Source organism: Thermoanaerobacterium sp. PSU-2 (assembly GCF_002102475.1).
Taxonomy (GTDB): Bacteria; Bacillota; Thermoanaerobacteria; order Thermoanaerobacterales; family Thermoanaerobacteraceae; genus Thermoanaerobacterium.
Genome location: NZ_MSQD01000001.1, coordinates 342,260 through 364,505, shown reverse-complemented (window position 1 = coordinate 364,505; position 22,246 = coordinate 342,260). Strand labels below are relative to the sequence as shown.

The following is a 22,246-nucleotide window of genomic DNA, read 5'->3' as shown; positions in this document are numbered from 1 at the left end:
GTAAGACAGATAGCAGCAGCCACAAAAGAGCAAAGAAATCAAGGGCAAAACATAGTGGAAGCGGTAGAAAATATAACAAATCAAGCAGCACAGGTAAGTCAAGCAACGAAAGAACAAGCAAAAGGAGTAGAAGAGATAGTACAAGGAGTAAACAATGCGAGAGAGCAAGTGAGTCAGATAGCGACAGCCGCAAAGGAAATAAATGCAAATATCGGCGAAGAAATGAACAATTCAAATGTTATAAATAAACAAGCAGAACAAATTGAAGAGTTAATTAAAAAACAAATCTCAGAATTTAAACAAGTTGCGGCATTTGTAAAAGAATTTAGCAGTTTATTAAGCTTAAATGGCAAAGATGTTGAAAAATCTATTGATACTACTGAGGAACTTCTTAGAAATGTTGAACAAATAAAAAATATATTAAAAGAATTTGAAATATGATATGCTTTTTACTACTGAAGAAGTTCCATTCTTCAGTAGTAAAATTTTTGTTTAGGGGATGACAAATATGATACCAAATGAACAGAATTATTTAGGGGATTTGGCGAATTATATATACGATTTTTGTGGAATTGATTATAAAAATAATTTAAACAATCTCAAGATGAAAATTGAAGCAAGGATTAAAGAATTAGGGCTATCTGCTTGGGAATATTTTGGATATATCAAAATGGAACCAGAAGAATTGGATGTGTTAATAGAATTAATAACTGTGAACGAAACATATTTTTTTAGAGAAGAAAATTTGTTAGAAGAATTTAAGAACTCAATTTTGCCTGAATATATTAATTCTGCAAACAATAATGCCATACGTATATGGTCTGCAGCCTGTTCGACAGGTGAGGAGCCGTACACGATCGGTATGCTTATTGAAGATAGCGGTTTGTTTAAAAAACATGAAGTTCAAATTATTGCGACAGACATTAATAAAAAGGTATTGGAAAAAGCTAAAAAAGGTCTTTATAAGAAAAATTCATTATCATTTAGGAGAACTACAAAAGATGTATATGACAAATTTTTTATAGATCATGGAGAATACTATAAAGTTAAAGATGAAATTACCAAAATGGTGGAATTTAAGAGAATAAATCTCTTGGATAACGATCTTGAAGAGAAAATAGGTAAATGTGATATTATATTTTGTAGGAACGTGTTAATATATTTTGATGAACATGCAATTCGAAAGATAATCAATGCTTTTTATAGAATTTTAAATCCTGGCGGTTACTTGTTGCTAGGCCATGCTGAGTCAATAACTGGTATTCACAGTGGATTTGAAGTAATACATAAGCCTTCTGTTTTCTATTACAAAAGAAAGGGATGATATGGTGGAAAAGTTTGGTGTTTTGGTTGTAGATGATTCGTCTTTTATGAGAAAGTGTATCACTAAAATTATAGAAAAGAACCCTAAACTTTCTGTCGTAGGAATCGCCAGAGATGGATATGAAGCGATAGAAAAAGCTCAAAATCTTAATCCAGATATTATAACTATGGATATTGAAATGCCCAATATGGATGGTATTATGGCTCTTAAAAAGATTAAAGAATTGTATGATATACCTATTGTGATGTTGAGCAATTATACAGAGGAAGGTGCTAAACCTACTATAGAAGCGTTAGAAGCAGGTGCAGAAGATTTTTTTCTAAAAAGCGAGTTAATCAATCAAGATGTTGATGATAAGCTTATTGATAATTTTATAAATAAATTGATAAATATTGTAGAAAGCAAAAAAATACAAAAACAATATTCAGAAATTAATAAAGACGAAATAGTCAATAAAAGAGAGCTTAGCAATGATAAACCAAAGGCAAAAGTAAATATAATTATAATAGGTACATCTACAGGAGGACCAGTTGCTTTGCAATCTATACTACCCAATTTTCCAGCAGATTTGCCTATTCCTGTACTTGTTCTCCAACATATGCCTCCAGGTTTTACTAAGTCTTTAGCTGAAAGATTTGATACATTCTGCCAACTTCATGTAAAAGAGGCAGAGGATGGGGAAATTTTACAGGCTGGCAACATTTATATTGCTCCGGCAGGATTTCAAACTACTTTGCATTTGAAAAGCGATAATAAAGTTTCTTTTAAAATCATAGACAGCTCAAATGATAACAATTTATACAAACCATCAGTCGATGTTACGCTAAATTCTGCAGCACCGATTTATAAAGAGCATTTATTAGTTGCTATACTTACTGGAATGGGTAATGATGGACTTGCCGGATGTAAATCAGTAAAAAAATATGGAGGGCATGTCATTATTGAATCTGAAGAGACATGCGTTGTTTATGGAATGCCAAAAGCAGTTTTTGAAGCTAAACTATATGATGTTCAAGTGCCGTTGCAGGATGTTTTAAAGGAAATATTGGCATATGTGTGATAAAGGATTATGTCAACTTTGGTTTTTTAATTATTTTTTAATAATTTCGACATTTGCCTGAAAATAAAATATGATATAATATGATATGGTATAATATTAGTATTAAAATTTTTTTGAGGGGATATGTTATGGAGAATAATACACAACTTAGGCGTAGTGATAGAAATAAAAAGAAAAAAAGCAAAAAAAGCGCCTTTAAGAAAGCCTTCAATGTTGTGCTGTGGGGTGTCATTATACTGCTTTTGATAGGTATTGGCGCTGTTGGCGGTAAAGTTTTAGCTATAATAAAAAACACGCCTCCACTGTCGCAGGATGCCTTGACGAAAATGAAACAGTCGTCCATAGTGTACGCTAAAAACAGCGATGGAAGCTGGAGCCAGGTTGCGATTTTACATGGTTCTGACAATAGACTTTGGGTTTCTATAGATAAGATTCCTGAAAATTTACAAAATGCCGTTGTGGCCATAGAAGATCAGAGGTTTTACAAGAATAATTTAGGCATTGATCCAAAAAGGATAATTGGTGCACTTTTAGTTGACATAAAGGCCGGTGGCAAACCTGTGGAAGGTGCCAGCACCATAACGCAGCAGCTTGTCAAGAATACTATGCTTACAGATGAAAAGACATTGACGAGAAAGATTCAAGAGGCTGTATTAGCATGGCAATTAGAGCAGAAGTACACGAAAAAGCAGATACTGGAAGCATATCTTAATACCATTTATTTAGGCGGTCCACATATAAATGCGTATGGTGTTCAAGCAGCAGCCCTTCAGTATTTTGGCAAGGATGTAAGCCAGTTGGACCTTGCAGAATGTGCTATGCTGGCAGGTATTACTAATAATCCTTCTATGTACTCGCCTGATTCCAATATACAGCAAGCGACGGAGAGGCAGCACCTCGTTTTGAGTGAAATGTTGAAACAGGGCTTTATCACTCAAGAACAGTACAATGCTGCCATAAATGAAAAGCTGCATTTTGTCTTTAAAAATCTTAATTTGTCTACGTATAGTCACGGCTATTTTATAGATCAAGTCATAAATGATGCTACAGATGCTCTTGTCAAAAAACTTGGCATAACTAAATCTGAAGCATTAAATGAAATATACAATGGCGGTCTTAGGATATATTCAACAATGGATCCAAATATACAGACGGTAATGGAAAATGCGTTTAAAAATCCAAAGCTTTTCCCTGTAGATCCGACTACAAAAGAGGCTGTACAGGGTGCGATGGTAGTTATAGATTGGAAGACTGGAGAAATTAAGGGTATTGTAGGTGGTAGAAATACAAATGACTTTAAGTATGTCACAAGAGGTATAAGCTTTGCTGACTCAAAGAGACAGCCAGGGTCATCTATAAAGCCTTTGACCGTTTATGGACCTGCATTACAAAGCGGGCTTACTGCTGCTACAGTTGTAGATGACGTTCCTACCACATTTACGCTTCCTGGTGCAAAACCTTATACACCTCACAACTATGAAAGCAATTATTACCATGGGTTAGTTACATTAAGGGAAGCAATTACAGATTCGTTGAATGTGCCTGCTGTTCAGGTTGTCAATAAGATAGGCATAAATGTCTCCGCAAGTTACGGAAAAAAATTTGGCCTTGACATAACTAAAAACGATATGTACCTTCCAGCATTGGCATTAGGTGGTTTAAGTCAAGGCATTACGCCTATACAAGAAGCGGCTGCTTATGGAGCAATAGCCAATAAAGGCATGTATATAAGCCCTATTACTTTTACAAAGATTACAGACTCTACAGGGAAAGTATTGGTAGACAATAAACCTGAAGAACATGTGGTGCTAAGTGAGCAAAATGCTTATATATTGAGAAGCATGATGATGGATGTTGTAGACCATGGGACAGGTACTGCTGCTAAGCTTTCAAATATGGATGTAGCAGGTAAGACAGGCACATCTGAGAATTCAGGCAACATTTGGTTTTCAGGTTTCACGCCTTACTACGTTGGCACTGTGTGGATGGGTTATCCATCATCAAATAATTCTGTGAAAAATTACGGTGTGCCGCAGGTAGGCGGTACTTTCCCGGCTCAGATGTGGAGGACTGTCATGGCACAAATACATCAAAATCTTCCACCAACACATTTTACAGATAAACCATCTGGAATAGTATATGAGACGGTCTGCAAAGATTCCGGGGAATTGCCGACTGATTTGTGTAGACAAGATCCGAGAGGGGACAGGACATATACTGAGATGTTTGCTGCAGGCACACAGCCTACAGAGTATTGTACTGTTCACGTATCAGCCCAGATAGATACATTGACAGGGAAACTGGCATCTTCATGGACGCCGCCTTTCCTTGTGAAACAAGAAGTGTTTATCAATCCGCCAGGAAGGACGCCAGAGCAGAATGCGTACGCTGCCGATGGCAAATACGTATTACCTACACAGTCGGACAGTGGAAGCGATGTATTGCCGGGAAATAATCAGAATGACAACGGAGCACAAACTGGGAATCCATCGACAAATAGTGGCGATACTACTGCTCCGACAAATGGCACGGAACCGGGAAACACGAATACTGAAAATACGGGACAAAACAGTACATCCGGCAATGGCGGGCAAAGCAATAGTAGCGGTACAAATAGCAGTAATGCTAATAGCAGTGGACAAGGAAATTCTACCACGAATCAAAAGGGCATTGGAAATATAATAAACTCTATACTTGGCCACTAAATCATAACCACTATACTTAGTAGTGAATAAATGTGGTATTGGCACATCTATTTTGTGCATGCCATTTTATCTCGTTTATTAGCCATTAAATCACCTTTCCTTTTGTTATATAGTAGCTTGAACAACTCTATAATAACGGAAAGGTGATTTTTTGCATAACTCATGTCGTGCACCTGTATAGTAGGTGTTTTTTTATTTCGCTGGCTTTGGAAGCTCAAGTAATTTCCCTATTGTGAATAATGTATCAACTCATAGGAAAAAATTATTGAAGGAATATTGAAAAGTCTGTAGAAATATATAGTTAGGGGGCGAATACTATGAAAAGTATGGATTACTTAAAAGAGCTTTCAAGGTTTGAACACCGTGGTTCAGCCACAAAGAATGAAAGAAGGGCAGCAGACTACATCGCAGAAAAGCTTAAAATTTTAGGCTATGATGTGGGTGTACAGGAATTTAAAACGACACGAGACAATCTTTACATTTTGCCTCTTCAGTTTGGTATCCTTCTTTTCATCATGGGAGCGGCATCGCTTGTATACGATAAATTTTTAAATGTCGTGGAGCTTTTAATTTCCATTATTGCAGTATTTTTGCTGGTTTTAGAGCTAAGCGGCAGGTCTTTTGAAACAAGCATAATGCCTAAACACAGATCTAAAAACGTATTCACAAAATTCGAAAAAATCGACAAAAAGAAGATAATTATATCTGCCCACATTGATACTCAAAAAGGCAGCCTGATGTTTAGTCCCAAAATTGTTGGCAGATTAAAAATGATTTTTAACGTTGGCTATGTGGGATTTGCTTTGATACCATTAGGTATCGCATTTAAAGTGATGAACATTTCTTTTGTATCAAACGTTTTATTGGGGTTAGGCATACTAATAACATTTGCAATGGTTGTGTTTTTGCTTATATGCCAGTTAGGTGGAAAGTACACAAACGGCGCTAATGACAATGGTTCTGGTGTATCTTTGGCATTAGCAATTGCAGATCACTATGCAAATAACATGGATAAATTTCCGGACGACGTGCAACTAATTTTCCTCTTTACAGGCAGTGAGGAGACTGGCGAAAGGGGAATGAAATATTTCCTGAAAAAATATAGAAAGTTGTTAAGTGGTGATACGCAGTTTGTAATACTGGATAATCTTGGGGCAGGAAAGTTGACATACCTTGAAGGAGAAGGTATGTTAATATACAGGAAAGCAGGTAAAATGCTTTTAGATGTTGCAGATCTTATGGCAAAAGAGTATCCAAAAAATACGGTTCAGAGAAGGAAAAACTTGCTTTTGCCCACAGATGCACTGCCTGTCTTAGCAAGTGGATTCGACGCTATAGCGTTTTTATCTATGGATGAAGACGGATCTATAAAAAATTATCATTGGTTTACAGATACTATAGAAAACGTTGATTCAAAGCTTTTAAGATATGAAGAAAGCTTTTTGATAGAATATGTCTTAAGGGTTTCAAATAAGATGACCGATTTAAAAAATGTTGAAGCAATTGAGTAGGAGTAGGTATGTACCTACTCCTTTGATTTATTGAAATAACCTGTCAGTATGAATATTAAAAAGATGGATAGTATTCCACCGATTATAGCAGTAGCTAACTGCGGGAATGTAAAGGCTGCTGCAATTTTTTGCGGTACTTTTACGCCAAACATTATGAGGATGTACTTTACGGAAGCTGCCAGCCATAAAAACTTTACAACTGCACCTGTTATCATGCCTATGATGTTGTTTTTAATAGCCGAGAAAAGCACTACGTACAGTGCATTTCCAATCATTATAAACGGTATAAGCATTGGAAATCCCATAAGTCCTACTAAAAAAGCGATGATTGGCGTCAAAAGCCCTATTGTGATGCCAGACCAGACACTTACAAAGTAAGCCGATACAATAAGCATCGCATTTACGATTGAGCCTGTTACAAGCTGTGGCATCTTGATGAATTGTACGATTATAATTAATGCCAGTAAAATAGCTGTTCTTGTTATAAATTTTGCGTCAAATTTTTTGGGTGATGTGCCATTTACCATAATATCACCTCCAACATCAATCTATTTAACTATATTTTAACACTATAGTGTAATGTTGTTAAGCAATTATCAATAAAGTATTAAAAACATTAATTATGTATTAAATCTCCCTTAAAGCCATTGACGAAAGGTACTGCATAAGGTTATCATTTGTGTGGGGGAATAAATAAAAAATTGGAGGATTGATTATGAAAAAATACATCTTATTGATAGCACTTGTTGTTGCTGTATCGATTTTTGCTGGATACCTGCTTTACAATAATTCTAATACAGCACAAAGAGGAAACCAACAATCGCAAAGCCAAAAAACCGCAACAAATAAGAATTCAACTTCTGATAATAATGCAAAAGATGAAAATAAGAGCAGCAATGATAATAATAATGGCAATAGTGATAAACAAGATCAGAATCCTGTTGTAGACAATCGCAACGTTGATTTGATAAATCAGATAGTAAGCCTTGCTAAAGAAGGTAAAGTAATAAACTGCGATTTTGTCACAGGTAAAACTACTATAGATGATATAGAAAAGGTGTACGGAAATCCTGACAAGCAAGAGTATATTTCATCTGCAAAGGGAACTTATACGACTTTTACCAAGAAAGATCTTGTATTTGGATTTAATAAAGGAATGCAGGTTTTTGAGACAAGGTCATTTGATCCTAGATTACAAGCCATTTCAAGAAGCGATATTGAAAATGTATTGGGAAAAGCCCCATATAAAGCCACTATAAGCGGCACTACAAGCCAAACTGTTTTAGGATATACGATGAATTCTGACTACAAGCTTGAATTTGCCATATCAGATACGACAAATCTTGTTGACCATGTAAATGTGCTGTATCCTGCGGCAACAGTTAATTCTATGGCAGACGATCCAGGTCGCCAATGGTGATTTATCATATTGCATTTTAAGAGCATTTGTAATAAAATATTGATAAATATATATTGATAATGCAATGATGTGGAGTAGTAGGCTAAAACTTTTTCAGAGAGCCTTGTGACGGTGGGAAAAGGCATTGTATTAGCTGAACTCGCCATTGAGCATGCATATTAAAAGTATGCACGGTTGTACCGTTATATGAAACAAGTGGGCTTGCGTCAAAAAGAGTGGTACCACGGAAGCGTAGCTTTCGTCTCTTTGTGATGTGAAGCCTTTTTTATGCAAAAAAATATTAATAGGAGTGAGAAGATGGCTTATTCAAGGGATATTGATAAAAAATGGCAAAAGAAGTGGGAAGATACAAAACTATACAAGTTTAACCCGGAAAACATTGATAAAAAGCTGTACTGTCTTGAGATGTTTTCGTATCCGTCAGGTGCTAAACTACATGCAGGGCATTGGTATAACTACGGGCCTGCTGATTCATGGGCAAGGATGAAAAGGATGCAGGGCTATGAAGTTTTTCATCCAATGGGTTTTGATGCGTTTGGATTGCCGGCAGAAAACTATGCCATAAAGACAGGCATACATCCACAGGATTCTACCCTTCAAAACATAAAGACAATGGAAAGACAGTTAAGAGAGATGGGTGCCACATTTGATTGGGATTATGAGGTTATAACATGTTTGCCTGATTACTACAAGTGGACACAATGGGTATTCTTACAATTGTACAAGAAAGGTTTGGCTTATAGGAAAAAAGCTCCTGTCAATTGGTGTCCAAGCTGCAAGACAGTCCTCGCAAATGAGCAAGTTGTAGAAGGCACTTGTGAAAGATGTGGCTCTGAAGTTACTAAAAAAGATTTGACACAATGGTTTTTGAAAATAACTGATTATGCAGAAGAACTTTTAGATAAGCTTGATGAGCTGGATTGGCCTGAGAAGACGAAGATGATGCAGAGAAACTGGATAGGAAAATCTGATGGTGCTGAGATAGAGTTTAAAGTCGATGGCAAAGACATATCGTTTAAAGTTTTTACGACAAGGGCTGACACGCTATACGGTGTTACATACGTAGTTTTAGCTCCAGAAAATGAGATAGTAGATCTCATAACGACAGATGAGCATAGAAGAAATGTAGAAGATTATAAAGAATACGCCAGAAAGCAAAGCGAGATAGAGAGGCTTTCAACGGAAAAAGAGAAGACAGGCGTATTTACAGGAGCGTACGCTATTCACCCTATTACAGGTGAGAAAGTGCCTATATGGATATCCGATTACGTTCTTGCTACATATGGGACAGGCTGTGTCATGGCAGTACCTGCCCATGACGAGAGAGATTATGCATTTGCTAAGAAGTACGACTTGCCAATAAAGAGAGTCATCAAGGGAAATGATGGCGTAGACGACTCACTGCCATTTGTTGAATACGGTATTCTTGTAGACAGCGGTGATTTTACAGGAAGTAAATCAGAAGATGCAAGGATAGAAATAGTGAAGATGCTTGAGAAAGAAGGCAAAGGAGCACTTAAGGTAAACTACAGGCTTAGGGATTGGCTTGTATCAAGGCAAAGGTATTGGGGTGCACCTATACCAATAATACACTGTGAGAAATGCGGACTGGTGCCCGTGCCTGAAGAAGATCTGCCGGTGTTACTACCTTACAATGTGGAGTTTTCACCGGATGGGGAATCACCCCTTAAAAAATCTGAGGAGTTTATGAATACTACATGCCCTAAATGCGGTGGCAAAGCATTAAGAGATCCTGATACACTTGATACATTCGTCGATTCATCGTGGTACTTCTTAAGGTATCCTGACAACAAAAACGACAAAGAGCCTTTCAACAAAGAGCTTATTGATAAGATGCTACCAGTTGACAAATATATAGGCGGTGCTGAGCACGCATGCATGCACCTTTTATATGCCAGATTTGTCACTAAGGCATTGAGAGACTTAGGATATCTTGATTTCGACGAACCTTTTAAATCTCTCATACATCAAGGCATAATTTTAGGGCCTGATGGAAACAAGATGAGCAAATCAAGAGGCAATACAATATCACCTGATGAGTACATCAATGAATACGGTTCAGACGTATTTAGGATGTACTTGATGTTTGGATTTGCCTTTACTGAAGGTGGCCCGTGGAATGATGACGGCATTAAAGCTATGTCCCGCTTCATACAGAGAATTGAAAGGCTTGTAGACAAATTCATAGAGGACAAGTGCAAAGAAGGCAAAGATGAGATTTCAAAAGATGAGAAAGAACTTAACTATGTGAGAAATTATACCATAAAGAGCGTCACAGAAGATGCTGAAAAGTTTCAGTTTAATACTGCCATAGCAAGGATAATGGAGCTTGTAAATGCTCTTTATAAATACGATGCTGACGTGGAAATTAAAAACACAAAATTGTACGAGGAAACTATTGCAGATCTTGTAAGACTTCTGGCGCCGTTTGCACCGCATTTTGCAGAAGAGATGTGGGACAGATTGGGATACACATATTCTGTTTTTAATCAAAAATGGCCAGAGTACGATGATAAAGCTTTAGTAAAAGATGTTGTTGAGATAGCAATACAAGTCAACGGTAAGGTAAGAGGACGTCTCGAAGTTTCTCCAGACGCGAGTGAGAAGGAAATTCAAGATGCTGCGCTTTCAGCAGAAAGCATAAAACAATACATTGACGGCAAAGAAATAGTTAAAGTCGTAGTTGTAAAAGGTAGTCTTGTGAATATAGTTGTAAAATGACAAAAGGCAAGAAAGTAATTCTTGCCTTTTGCAATATTGTTGTCATACGTTAACAAAATAACAAATTATTATAAATCATAATTTCTTATCTATTGACTTGAAATAGCTTTTTCTGCTATATTGACTACTAACTTTGAATCGTTTATAGCTTTCTTTGCGTCTTCTTCTGTGTATTCAAGTGTTGGAATAAAATCGATATCGCCATAAAAGGAAAATTCTCTTTCTTTTCTGAGCCACTTAGATATTGAAGCAAGTTTATCTACTGCTTCTTTTACTTCATCAGAGAACTTATCTTTATATTCAATTAATAAGTATCCTACATCATGCTGTTTTGGCGGTTCAACTCCAATCTTTCTTAACATGCCTTTTAAAGCAAGTTCTACAGCTTCTTGCGCTTCTCTAATCACATCTGAATAATCTTCTTCATTCATAAGAAATTCAATCATCTTAATGCGTGTTTTAGCTTTTTGCAAGTAGCTTTCGGCAAGTGTAATATTATTCATATATGAAACACCTCATCATTTTTGTAATCCGGTTTTATTACCCAGTGCCATTTTTCGTTGTTTCCTACTTTATATGCACCCATTTTTTTAAGATTAGAAGAAAGTTCAGTCAAATACTTTGAGAAGAAATCATTTTTATCATATAATATTTTTGCATCATTTATCATATCAAGAAAAAGCAAGCTGCCTATTTTTACTTCAGAAGGTGTTTTAATAATTGGAGATAATTCCGTGTATATTTTTAAGTTTCTAAGCTTTTCGATGTAATTTTCTAATAATGATTCAACTTTATTAAATTGTTGTACGCGCTTTATTCTTCCATCGGGAATATTTTCAGCGACAATTAATATATCTATATCAGATTCAGGGCTTGGCGTGCCTCTTGCAACAGACCCGAAAATTACAAGACTAATTAAATTATCACCATATACTTCTCGGCAGGCTAATTTTAAAAGATAAAGTATTTTGTTAAAATATTCTATCATCAAACAGATTACCATCCTTTCAAAATCTTACAATTATTATAACACATAATAAATATTAGGACAATTTATAATTATGACATTGCAAATGCATTTATATGATATGACATTTAGATGGTAGTATTCAGAGATTATTATGATGAATTGGGTTTATACTTGCATGCAAGTACAAAAACTAAGGTAAACTTAAAAAATAGGCAGTGAGAAACTGCCTATTTTTAATCTTTTTTGTCTACTCCGTTTCCGGCTTCTACTTCGTCTACGATTTCATCTCTCATGCCATGGATGCTTTCAAGTCTATGGCGATTTTTCTCTTTGATTCTTGCGATTTCTTCTGGAGAAAGTTCTTCAGCGTGTAATTTCAAATAATCTTCAGCTTCTCTGTAATTTTCTATCGTGTCGTGAATCATATCCTGCAATTTTCCGACATTATCAGAACGATCATCCGGCTTTGGAGGATTTTTATAACGCCCTTTTCCCTCAGCCATCTCTATCACACTCCTAAAAAGTATTTTTTCAAAATTATTTTTAACTTTTATATTTAATATATGTATTGAAAAAATTAGAAAAGTTTATGGGTATTATAGTATAATAGGTTTTAGACAAAATAATAAAAGAGGTGCTGAAAATGTATAAAGTGGAAAAATATATGGACAAATTTGAAACATACAAGCTTTATGATTTGAAAAATAATTCCTTTTTTGAAGTTGTGCCAGAGCGGGGAGGAGTTATAACGAAATTTGTATATAATGGAAAAGAGATTTTATACCTTGACAAAGAAACACTGTACGATGCGACGAAAAATTTAAGAGGAGGAATACCGATACTTTTTCCAATCTGTGGGTACCTAAAAGATGAGAAATATACGATAGATGGCAGAGAGTACAACATGAAACAGCATGGTATTGCAAGGCTTTATAAATGGGATGTAGTTGAGACAAATGCTAATGATTCTGCGTCGATAACATTAAAGTTTACAAGCAGTAGCGAGACAAGGAAAATATACCCTTTTGATTTTGAACTTATTTTTAAATATATTCTCAAGAGCGGAATGCTGACAATAGAACAACAATATGTAAATAAGTCAGAGAAAAATATGATATTTTACTCTGGATTTCACCCATATTTTTATATTGAAAATAAGGGCGATGCCTTAATATCAGTTGATTCAGATGTATGCTATGATGCAATAGATAAAAAGCAGATTGCTTTCGATGGAGAGATTGACTTTAAAAAGACGGAGGTAAATCTTATTTTTGAGCCTAAATCAAATAAGTGTTCTATATTAGATAAAAAAAGAAGTATGAAAATTATTCTTGAATACGATGAAGTTTTTAAATACGTAGTTGTATGGGCATTACACGATAAAGAATTTATATGTGTTGAGCCTTGGATGGCTAAGCCTGACTCCATGAATACAAGGGAAGATGTCAAAATTTTAAAGCCTGGTGATCAGCTAAAAGCAGTGTTTAGCATAAGAGCTTCTATGGAATAATATTTATGGTTGTGGTACATTAACGTTTTGAGTCATTTGCACATAATATAATGTACCACAAGAAATATATTGAGGTGTCAAAATGGATTTGCACTATTCTTTAATAGCTTTTATTTTATTATACATCTTTATTACAGGGTTTCACGACGAAGGAAATCTCATAGCTACGATTATTTCGTCAAGATCTATCGGCATAAGAAGTGCCTTCATAACAGCGTCTTTAGCTCAATTTATTGGGACAGCTACATTAAGCACTACAGTCGCATCCACCATAAGCAAAGACGTGCTTAAGCTTAAATACATTACAATTGCTGGCAATGATCTTTATATCATGATATTTACAGGCTTGCTTGGTGCTGTTGTTTGGAATCTTATCACGTGGTATATAGGTATGCCTTCCAGCTCTTCACACGCATTAGTTGGAGGCATGATAGGGCCTTTCATAATTAAATATGGGATTGATTCTATTAACATCTACGGAATATTGCTAAAAGTCGTAATTCCACTTTTTTTATCTCCTGTTTTTGGATTTTTGATAGGGTATTTGGTGATGTATTCCACAAGCCGTATTTTGAGAAGTGCTGGAGTAAAAGTCAATACTGTTTTAAAAAGCTTCAATATTTGACTCTCTTTATCTTAAATGCCGGCCAAGGCGCTAATGATGCCCAAAAAGGAATGGGTCTTATATATATATTGACTATAGGAAGTAGTCTCTCAAGAAGCAGTGAATTTCATAACATGATTAAGGTTTTATCGGCTTTTATGATATCCTTTGGACTTCTTTTTGGCGGTCTTAGAATGATTAAAAGCGTTGGAACCAGAATATACAGGGTTAAGCCGTTTCACTCTTTTAATGCGCAGATATCGTCCCTATTCATAGTTATAGCTGCTGCAGTATTTGGACTGCCTACAAGTGGAACGCAGATAATCAATTCTTCTGTACTTGGAGTTGGTGCAAGAGAAAGACCTACTGCTGTAAGGTGGCAGTTTGCAAGAGGCATGTTTGCATCTTGGTTTATCACAATACCGGCATCTTTTGCGATATCTTCAATTTTATTTTTGATTTGGAAAACTGTATAAAGGTGTGGTGCAAATGGGATTGTTTAATTGGCTATTTTCAAAAGGCGTAGATTTTTACAAATTGTTGCAGGAACATTCTGATTTGGCTTTAAAAGGTGTTCAGGCATTGGCTCTATATATGACAACTGGCAAAGATGACGATGGTGAAAAAGTGATAAATATAGAGAAAGAGGCTGACAATAAGAGAAAAGAGCTTATTGATGAGCTTGATAGCACATTTATTACACCTATTGAAAGAGAAGATATATACGAGCTATCCAGTGCCATTGACAATATATTGGATTACTGCGAGACGACAGTAAAAGAAATGGAGATATATGAGCTTAGTCCGACAGCGGAGCTTAGGGAAATGGTGGATGTCATATTGAGAGGTACAGAGCTTATAGATAAAAGTGTTTATAATCTCGATAAAGACAAAAAATCAGCAATGGATTACGCCCTAAAAGCTAAAAAACTTGAAAATGAGATGGAGTCATATTATAGAAAATATCTAGCGGAGCTTTTAAAGAATGATGATATAAAATACATTTTAAAAATGCGGGAAATATACAGACATTTAAGCAATTGCGCCGATAAGATGGACTTGGCAGGAGAGATATTAGGCCATATTCTTGTAAAGGAAATATGAATATTTATACTAAAAGGCATGATAATAAATGCCTATTTTTTTATGCAATTATACACAAAACCAACTAATAGTTTAACACAATATGCAAATATTTTTTAATTATTAAAATATATTAGTAATATTAATAATTTATTTTGAATTAATATGCATTTGATGGTATAATTTTTTTAAATTTTGAATGGGGGGATTTAGGTGAGGAAGTTTATTGCATTTCTAATCGTGTCAATTCTTTTGACAGCAAGCATTTTATCAGGTTGTGGAAATACCAGCAACAAGACATCTACTCAAAGCAACTCAAATTCGACTCAGCAAGTCTTGCATTTGAATCTTGGTGATGAACCTCCAATGCTTGATCCAGCAAAATCAACAGATGGCGTTTCATTTCAAATACTTAATGCTGTGTTAGAAGGACTTGTAAGAATAGGCTCTGATGAAAAGCCTAAAGAAGGATCAGGGTTAGCAAAGAGCTGGGATGTATCAAATGATGGTCTTACATACGTGTTCCATTTAAAAGACAATATCAAATGGAGCGATGGAAACCCGATAACAGCTTATGATTTTGAATATTCTTGGAAAAGAGCATTAGACCCTAAAACTGCATCGGAATATGCCTACATAATGTATCCTATAAAAAATGCAGAAGCCTACAATTCAGGTAAGGCAAGTGCTGATTCTGTAGGTATAAAAGCATTGGATGACAAGACACTTAAAGTAGAGCTTCAGGAGCCTACACCTTATTTCTTAAGTTTGACGGCTTTTATCACGTATTTGCCACTTGAGAAATCTTTTGTAGAAAAAGAAGGAGATAAGTTGGCATCGAGTCCGTCTGATTTAATATACAGTGGTCCATTTGTATTGAAGACATGGAACCATGAACAAAACATTGTCCTTGTTAAAAATGATAACTACTGGGATAAGGATAATGTCAAATTAAGCGAGATAGATTTTGACATGGTAAAAGATCTAAATACTGTCGCACAGGGCTATGATTCCGGTCAATATGACGAAATCAATATAAGCGGTGATTTCGTGCCAAAGTATAAAGATCAGGTTAAAGTGCATCCAAATGGTTTTACGTATTTCTTAGGTTTTAATACTTTGAATCCGGTTTTCAAAAATGCTAATATAAGGAAGGCATTTACAATATCAATAGACAGAAAGAGCTTTACAGAAAATGTCTTGAAGGATGGTTCTATTCCTGCTTATGCGTTTGTTCCTAATGGCATCACAGGGTTAAATGGAGATTTCAGAAAAGAAGCTGGTGAAGCTTTATTCAAAGAAGATGCAAATGAGGCGAAAAGCCTTCTTAAAAAAGGCATGGAAGAATTAAATATAACACAGCTTCCAAAGATAACTTTGCTTACAGATGATACTGATGTTGCCAAAAAAGAAGCTCAAGCAATACAGCAGTTTTGGAAAAACAATCTTGGTGTAGATGTTGTCATTCAAAACGTGTCATACAAGATAAGGCTTCAAATGTTTTCAAAGCAGCAATACGATGTTTGCTTGACAAGGTGGGGAGCCGACTACAACGATCCTATGACGTTTTTAGATTTATGGACCACAAATGCTGGCAATAACAATGTGAAGTATTCAAATCCTAAATACGATGAGCTTATCAATGAGGCAAAGTCAACAAATGACAATGCTGTACGCATGGAAAAGATGAAAGAGGCGGAAAAGATATTGATGAATGATATGCCGGTAGGACCATTGTTCTACTCTGCAACGGCTTACGTTCAGAGAGACTATGTAAAAGGTTGGGTAAGGCATTCTGTCGGAGTTGATAGCGACTGGAAGTGGACGTATATAGAAAAGCACTGATTAAAAGGCATTCCACATTGTGGAATGCCTTTTACTTAAGTTTCTTTTCGTAATTTCTGTATATTAAGAAGCCTATTATCAAGAAGAGAAGTGTTCCTCCGACTAATTTGACTTCATACCAAAGAAGGCTTCCTAAATTCATGCCTGCAGGTGGAATGATAGAAAGGATTATTGAGAACAACACGACTAAGAAGCCTATTCCACCGACAAGCCAAGCTCCAAAATTTCCAAATGGAACCTTATAAAGCCTTTTGACATCGGGCTTTTTATACCTTAAGACGATCAGTGCAGAAAACATCACAAGGTATGGTATGAAGTAGAGTATTGATGTCATGGCTGATAAAAGCCAATACGCTGACTCTACAGTAGGAGTCGAAAAAGCCATAAGTATAAGAAGACTTACGATGACTGCCTGCGTAACCATGGCATTTACAGGCGTACCATATTTATCGTGGGACTTTGTAAAGAATTTAGGCATGATGCCTTTTGAGCTTGTGAAGATCATGTTTATTGGGCCTATTATCCATGCATTTATACCGCCAATGCCTCCTATGAATATCAAAAATGCAGCGACGCCTATTAAATATTTTAAGCCAATTTTGTCGAATATGATTTGTATTGCCTGCATTATCCCAGTCGCCAAACCTATTTCCTTTTGAGGAACTATGAAGGTTATGGATATAGTGCCCAGGATATACAATGCTGGTATGATGAAAGCAGATAAAACTATTGCTTTCGGGAAAGTTCTCTCAGGGTTTTGCGTCCTTTCTGCCAGCGTCGGTGCTAATTCAAGCCCTGCGTAAGCAAATATCATGGATGAAAAGAAGACGATATTGCTTAAACTTGATAGATTAGGGAAAAGCGATGGAACCGTGTACGTTGCTTGAATTTTCTGATGAAGCCCTGTAACCCAGTATATAGAAAAACCGATAAGCAGTATTCCCGGTATTATTGTTCCAAAAAGGCCGCCTGCATTTGAAAGCCATTTGCTTAAGCTAAGACCATTGACATTTACAAGCGTTATTATCCAAAAAAGTACAAATATGAATATGGATACGAATCGGTCATTATCTGCAAGCTTAGGGTTCACCATGTAAGCAGCAGTGCTGGCTATGTATATAAGCATAGACGGATAATACACTACATTTGTAAGCCAATATGACCATGACGTTAAGAAGCCGTATTTGTCGCCAAATGCTTCCTTTGCCCATACATACAAGCCGCCTTCATAAGGCCATCCTGTAGATAGCTCAGCTACTGCAAGTCCTTGCGGTATGAAGAACAAAATAGAAGCTAAGACCCACAGCATTATAGAAGATGCACCGTATTTTGCGGCAAGTGGGAGCCATCTTAAACCTATGATTGCCACTACATTCATAAGGACGATGTCACGCACTTTAAGAATCTTTTCTTTTTCCACAGTTTTGCCTCCTTAAAATTTTTTAATTAGCAAAATAATTTTATCATAGAAATATACCTATGTATATATTCTGCAGAAAAAAGAATCTTATAAATTTGATTTACACATCAAGAAGTGTTTTGATGTGTATTATGTTATGATATAATAGCCTTGTAGGAGGTATTTTTTATGAAAAGGATTGATAAAGTTTACGAGAAGCTTAAAGAGATATGCTTAAGACAGCTAAAAAATGATGGCGTGATAAAAGGATGCTCTGCAATTGATCTATCTAATGAGCTTAATATTCATAGAGCAAATGTATCAAGCGATCTAAATAAAATGTACAAGGATGGCAAGATAGATAAAATCGAAGGAAAGCCTGTCTTATTCAGCATAAGGCAAGATGAATTGACCAAAAATCTTAATACAGTGGAAGATGACGCTTTTAAAAAGATAATTGGTTCAAATCTAAGCCTTAAAAATGCTGTTCAACAAGCAAAAGCGGCTATCATGTATCCTCCACATGGACTTCATACATTAATATTAGGTGAAACGGGTACAGGCAAGTCGATGTTTGCGGAAACAATGTACGAATACGCCAAAGAGATAGGCAGGATCAAGACAAATGCTCCATTTGTGGCTTTTAACTGTGCTGATTATGCCAACAATCCACAGCTTCTCATGGCGCAGCTATTTGGAGTGAAAAAAGGGGCGTACACTGGTGCAGATAAAGACAAGATAGGGATAGTGGAGAAAGCGGACAAAGGAATACTATTTCTCGACGAAGTTCATAGATTGCCACCAGAAGGACAAGAGATGCTTTTTTATCTTATAGACAAAGGGATGTTCAGACACTTAGGTGAAACAGACGCACAGCATAAAGTGGATGTGCTTATAATATGTGCGACTACAGAAAATGTGGAATCAATACTTCTTAAGACTTTTACGCGGCGAATCCCGATGGTGATAAATTTGCCATCATTAAAAGAAAGAACTTATGAAGAGAGATTTGAAATAATAAAGAATTTTATGATTGACGAGGCATCTATAATCAAAAACGACATATCAATAACATCAAACGCATTGAAAGCATTTCTGCTTTATGATTGTCCAAACAACATAGGGCAGCTAAAAAGCGACATAAAGCTTTGTGCGGCAAAAGCATACCTTGGATTCATGATGAATAGGGACAAAGAAGTTGTTATACACACAGAAGATCTTCCACAGTATATAAAAAGAGGGCTTTTCAAATACAAAGAGGAAAAAGATAAAATCGATAAATTTGTAAAAGACGATAAAATAATGTTTTCTATAGACAAAATGGACATCATTCCATCTGAAGATAGTAAATCATTCAACTTTTACGAAGCGCTGGAAGAGAAGCGTAAATCTCTGGAGAAAAAAGGTATAAATGAAGATGACATAAAACTCATAATGAATTTGGATATAGAAACTTATCTAAAAAGGTATATTGATGAAGCTAAAAGGTACAATTTAGAGGAACTTTATAAAGTTGTCGACAAGAGAATTGTTGATATTGTGGATAATTTTCTGAATCATGCAGGAAAAATGTTAAAAAGAGAGTTTAGTGAAAAGACACTGTATGGTCTTTCTATGCACGTTGCCAGCTCAATCGAAAGGATATCAAGCGGTAAGAAAATAGAAAACCATCAATTAGACGATATAAAAAGGATATACAAAGATGAGTTTGAAGTTTCTAAAGAGCTTAAAAAATTGATAGAGAGAGAATTTGACATAGAGGTTCCAGAAGATGAAGTAGGCTTTATAACCATGTTTTTGTGCCTCGACATAAAACAAGAAAAAGATGAAGAAAAGGTCAGCGTCATAGTTGCAATGCATGGTGAGTCTACGGCTACATCTATAGCAGATGTTTCAAATAGATTGCTGGGGGAAAATTTTGTCGTAGGGTACAATATGCCACTTGACCAGAAGCCTGAAATCGCTCTTAACAACCTATGTGACCTAATTAAGAAGACGAATAAGGGAAAAGGTGTATTGCTTCTTGTAGACATGGGTTCATTAGTTTTCTTTGGTGATATGGTATACGAAAAAACAGGTATTCCAGTCAAGACGGTTGAAATGGCATCAACACCTATGGTATTAGAAGCAGGAAGAAAAGCATTATTAAATGCATCACTTGATGAAGTTTACGATTCTGCGCTTAATTTAAGCCCTTATATAGGAAGGATATATAAGGACAACTTTGAGATGCAAAATGGATTTAAAAATGACGTCATAATAACTGCCTGCATCACAGGTGAAGGCACAGCATTGAAATTAAAATCCATCTTAGAGAAAAAACTCGATCTGAAATCAGCAGGCATTGACATCATACCTTTAAATATAGAAGACAAAAGAGAATTTAAGCGAAAGCTACAGAATATAAAAAGGGAAAAGAATGTATTAGCAGTAGTAAGCGCATTTGACCCAGGCGATGATACAGTTAAATACATTTCAACTACTGATGTGTTTGACAACCGTAAATTAAGATCTTTAAAAGCTATGATTGATTCAAGAGATGCACTTGAAACCATAGACAACATGAAAGAGATAATCGCAGAAAACGTAAATATTGATGCGGGAAAATACATCAATGCGTTTAAAGAATTTTATCTAAACATTGCAGAAAACAATGTAACTCTCGATAATGACAAAATAATCGGTCTAATACTTCATCTTGCTTGTGCAATAGAACGTGTATTAAATGATGGCGAATTAATACGGATCAAAAACTGTAAATCAATCATAGAAAACAACACATCAAAATACGAAATGATAAAGACTGCCGTAAAACCAGTAAACGAAGCTTTTGACATGGCTTTATCAGATGATGAATATGTGAGCATAATGATGATAGTTTTTTCGCTTTAATACACATATGTGTATTGATTACGGTTACAAACAATACAGGTTAATACACATAGACATTAATAAGTGAAAAGGCTTACTGATATTGCAATTGCATAATTAATTTTAATTTGGCATGATTTTTGCATAAATAAAAAGCAAAGAAATCATTATTGAAATATTTTTGATAGTGATTTTGTCTTAAGAGACATAACTTTACTATGAAAGTGAGGGATAATATATGGATGACGAAATCAGCTTAGTGTCGATGACAATCATTGCAAACTCAGGAGATGCGCGTTCTTTTGCATTTCAAGCATTAAAAGAAGCCAAAGAAGGAAATTTTGAAAAAGCAGAAGAATTATTATCTAAATCAGAAGAGGTAGCACATGTGGCACACAAAGCGCAAACTGAGTTGCTATTTAAAGAGGCTAATGGGGAGAAGCAAGAAATTAATGTATTGCTTGTACATGCACAAGACCATTTTATGACAAGTATGCTTGCGTATGAACTTATTAAAGAAATTATATTTCTTTACAAGAAACTGTATGACGAGGAAAAGGTAAAATAATTAGGTATTTAAAAATATCGTGATAAGTATGTTTATAAATATGTAAAATATTAAAAATTTGTAAATTAGTAAAAAAGAGTAAAAAAGGAGGAGAAAAGTATGAAAATTTTATTAGTGTGCGCTGGTGGGATGTCAACAAGCATTTTAATGAAAAAAATGGAAAGCTATTGGAAGCAGGTTGGAGAAGAACTTGATATTAAAGCCGTAGGATTGGGGGAGTATCAAGATGTATATCAAAATTATGATATAATTTTGGTTGGCCCTCAAGTGTCATACCGCTTACAAGAAATAAAGGAAAATACAGGTTTGCCATGTGCTGCAATTCCGTCATTTGATTATGCTGTTGGTAACTGCCCTAATATTATGAAAATAGCTAAAGACCTATACTCAAAAAGATAAATTGAATTTTAAGCAAAAAAAGAAAAAGACATGAACAATATAAAATTATCATAAAAAAAACGTAAATTGGTTATTAAAAGCTTGTTTTATAAGGATACCTCCTATGTCTTCTATGTGTTAATATAACACATTATATATTGAATGTCAAAATTGGAGGTTAATCCTTTATAAATAAAGCAAAACTCGATACTAAATAAGTATAGAGTTTTGAAGAACAAAAATATAAAGGGGAGTG

Annotated in this window: 19 protein-coding genes, 1 pseudogene and 1 other annotated feature; of the genes and pseudogenes, 15 read left to right on the top strand and 5 right to left on the bottom strand. The window is 35.4% G+C overall.

Features of this window, described 5'->3' with window-relative positions; translation table 11 throughout:
* The 5 genes and pseudogenes from BVF91_RS01945 to BVF91_RS01925 form a co-directional block, all read left to right on the top strand.
* Positions 1 to 441 (top strand): annotated as a pseudogene (locus BVF91_RS01945) (methyl-accepting chemotaxis protein); the annotation flags it as partial.
* A 67-nt stretch (positions 442 to 508) separates the two neighbouring features.
* Positions 509 to 1,324, top strand: coding sequence for a CheR family methyltransferase (locus BVF91_RS01940; protein ID WP_085111845.1), 816 nt, complete (start codon positions 509 to 511; stop codon positions 1,322 to 1,324).
* 4 nt (positions 1,325 to 1,328) lie between these two features.
* Positions 1,329 to 2,384: a protein-glutamate methylesterase/protein-glutamine glutaminase gene (locus BVF91_RS01935; protein ID WP_085111865.1), complete on the top strand. Its 1,056-nt coding sequence runs from the start codon at positions 1,329 to 1,331 to the stop codon at positions 2,382 to 2,384.
* Between the two features lie 128 nt (positions 2,385 to 2,512).
* Positions 2,513 to 5,089 carry a transglycosylase domain-containing protein gene (locus tag BVF91_RS01930; RefSeq protein WP_085111844.1) on the top strand — a complete coding sequence of 859 codons (2,577 nt, stop codon included), beginning with the start codon at positions 2,513 to 2,515 and terminating at the stop codon, positions 5,087 to 5,089.
* Between the two features lie 317 nt (positions 5,090 to 5,406).
* Entirely contained in the window at positions 5,407 to 6,600 is a 1,194-nt protein-coding gene (locus BVF91_RS01925) for a M28 family metallopeptidase (RefSeq protein ID WP_085111843.1), read from the top strand.
* Positions 6,601 to 6,614: 14 nt separating this feature from the next.
* Here the strand turns inward: BVF91_RS01925 and BVF91_RS01920 are convergent, their stop codons facing one another.
* Positions 6,615 to 7,127, bottom strand: a complete 513-nt coding sequence (locus BVF91_RS01920; protein WP_085111842.1) for an ECF transporter S component — start codon at positions 7,125 to 7,127, stop codon at positions 6,615 to 6,617.
* Positions 7,128 to 7,315: 188 nt separating this feature from the next.
* Between BVF91_RS01920 and BVF91_RS01915 the strand changes: the two genes are divergently transcribed.
* Together BVF91_RS01915 and leuS are read left to right on the top strand one after the other, a co-directional pair.
* Positions 7,316 to 8,020, top strand: a complete 705-nt coding sequence (locus BVF91_RS01915) for a YjgB family protein (RefSeq protein WP_085111841.1) — start codon at positions 7,316 to 7,318, stop codon at positions 8,018 to 8,020.
* A 55-nt stretch (positions 8,021 to 8,075) separates the two neighbouring features.
* Positions 8,076 to 8,269: a binding site (T-box leader), on the top strand.
* 48 nt (positions 8,270 to 8,317) lie between these two features.
* Entirely contained in the window at positions 8,318 to 10,762 is a 2,445-nt protein-coding gene (gene leuS, locus BVF91_RS01910) for a leucine--tRNA ligase (protein WP_085111840.1), read from the top strand.
* An 89-nt stretch (positions 10,763 to 10,851) separates the two neighbouring features.
* Here leuS and BVF91_RS01905 read toward each other — a convergent pair whose 3' ends face one another.
* From BVF91_RS01905 to tlp, 3 genes are all read right to left on the bottom strand, one after another.
* Positions 10,852 to 11,265 carry a HEPN domain-containing protein gene (locus tag BVF91_RS01905; RefSeq protein WP_085111839.1) on the bottom strand — a complete coding sequence of 138 codons (414 nt, stop codon included), beginning with the start codon at positions 11,263 to 11,265 and terminating at the stop codon, positions 10,852 to 10,854.
* Complete coding sequence (locus tag BVF91_RS01900) at positions 11,262 to 11,750, bottom strand: nucleotidyltransferase domain-containing protein (protein WP_143588960.1); 489 nt, start codon at positions 11,748 to 11,750, stop codon at positions 11,262 to 11,264. Before BVF91_RS01900 ends, BVF91_RS01905 begins: the two co-directional genes overlap by 4 nt.
* 215 nt (positions 11,751 to 11,965) lie before the next feature.
* Complete coding sequence (tlp, locus tag BVF91_RS01895; RefSeq protein WP_085111837.1) at positions 11,966 to 12,235, bottom strand: small acid-soluble spore protein Tlp; 270 nt, start codon at positions 12,233 to 12,235, stop codon at positions 11,966 to 11,968.
* 140 nt (positions 12,236 to 12,375) lie between these two features.
* On the opposite strand from tlp, the gene BVF91_RS01890 reads away from it, so the two are divergent.
* From BVF91_RS01890 to BVF91_RS01875, 5 genes are all read left to right on the top strand, one after another.
* Complete coding sequence (locus BVF91_RS01890) at positions 12,376 to 13,242, top strand: aldose epimerase family protein (RefSeq protein ID WP_085111836.1); 867 nt, start codon at positions 12,376 to 12,378, stop codon at positions 13,240 to 13,242.
* A gap of 82 nt (positions 13,243 to 13,324) precedes the next feature.
* Positions 13,325 to 13,867, top strand: coding sequence for an inorganic phosphate transporter (locus BVF91_RS13450; RefSeq protein ID WP_240495771.1), 543 nt, complete (start codon positions 13,325 to 13,327; stop codon positions 13,865 to 13,867).
* Complete coding sequence (locus BVF91_RS13445) at positions 13,864 to 14,322, top strand: inorganic phosphate transporter (protein WP_240495769.1); 459 nt, start codon at positions 13,864 to 13,866, stop codon at positions 14,320 to 14,322. Before BVF91_RS13450 ends, BVF91_RS13445 begins: the two co-directional genes overlap by 4 nt.
* Before the next feature lie 13 nt (positions 14,323 to 14,335).
* Positions 14,336 to 14,950 (top strand): DUF47 domain-containing protein, encoded by a 615-nt coding sequence (locus tag BVF91_RS01880; protein ID WP_085111835.1) that lies wholly within the window; start codon positions 14,336 to 14,338, stop codon positions 14,948 to 14,950.
* 192 nt (positions 14,951 to 15,142) lie between these two features.
* Complete coding sequence (locus tag BVF91_RS01875; protein ID WP_085111834.1) at positions 15,143 to 16,774, top strand: peptide ABC transporter substrate-binding protein; 1,632 nt, start codon at positions 15,143 to 15,145, stop codon at positions 16,772 to 16,774.
* Positions 16,775 to 16,805: 31 nt separating this feature from the next.
* Here BVF91_RS01875 and BVF91_RS01870 read toward each other — a convergent pair whose 3' ends face one another.
* Positions 16,806 to 18,194 carry an APC family permease gene (locus BVF91_RS01870; RefSeq protein ID WP_085111833.1) on the bottom strand — a complete coding sequence of 463 codons (1,389 nt, stop codon included), beginning with the start codon at positions 18,192 to 18,194 and terminating at the stop codon, positions 16,806 to 16,808.
* A gap of 168 nt (positions 18,195 to 18,362) precedes the next feature.
* Between BVF91_RS01870 and BVF91_RS01865 the strand changes: the two genes are divergently transcribed.
* The 3 genes from BVF91_RS01865 to BVF91_RS01855 all read left to right on the top strand — a co-directional run bounded on the left by BVF91_RS01865 (position 18,363) and on the right by BVF91_RS01855 (position 22,011).
* Entirely contained in the window at positions 18,363 to 21,065 is a 2,703-nt protein-coding gene (locus BVF91_RS01865) for a sigma-54-dependent transcriptional regulator (protein WP_085111832.1), read from the top strand.
* Positions 21,066 to 21,282: 217 nt separating this feature from the next.
* On the top strand, positions 21,283 to 21,612 hold the full coding sequence (locus BVF91_RS01860; RefSeq protein ID WP_085111831.1) for a PTS lactose/cellobiose transporter subunit IIA: 330 nt from the start codon (positions 21,283 to 21,285) through the stop codon (positions 21,610 to 21,612).
* A 99-nt stretch (positions 21,613 to 21,711) separates the two neighbouring features.
* A complete protein-coding gene (locus BVF91_RS01855) occupies positions 21,712 to 22,011 on the top strand; it encodes a PTS sugar transporter subunit IIB (RefSeq protein WP_085111830.1) in 300 nt (99 codons plus the stop codon).
* The last annotated feature ends 235 nt before the right edge of the window (positions 22,012 to 22,246 follow it).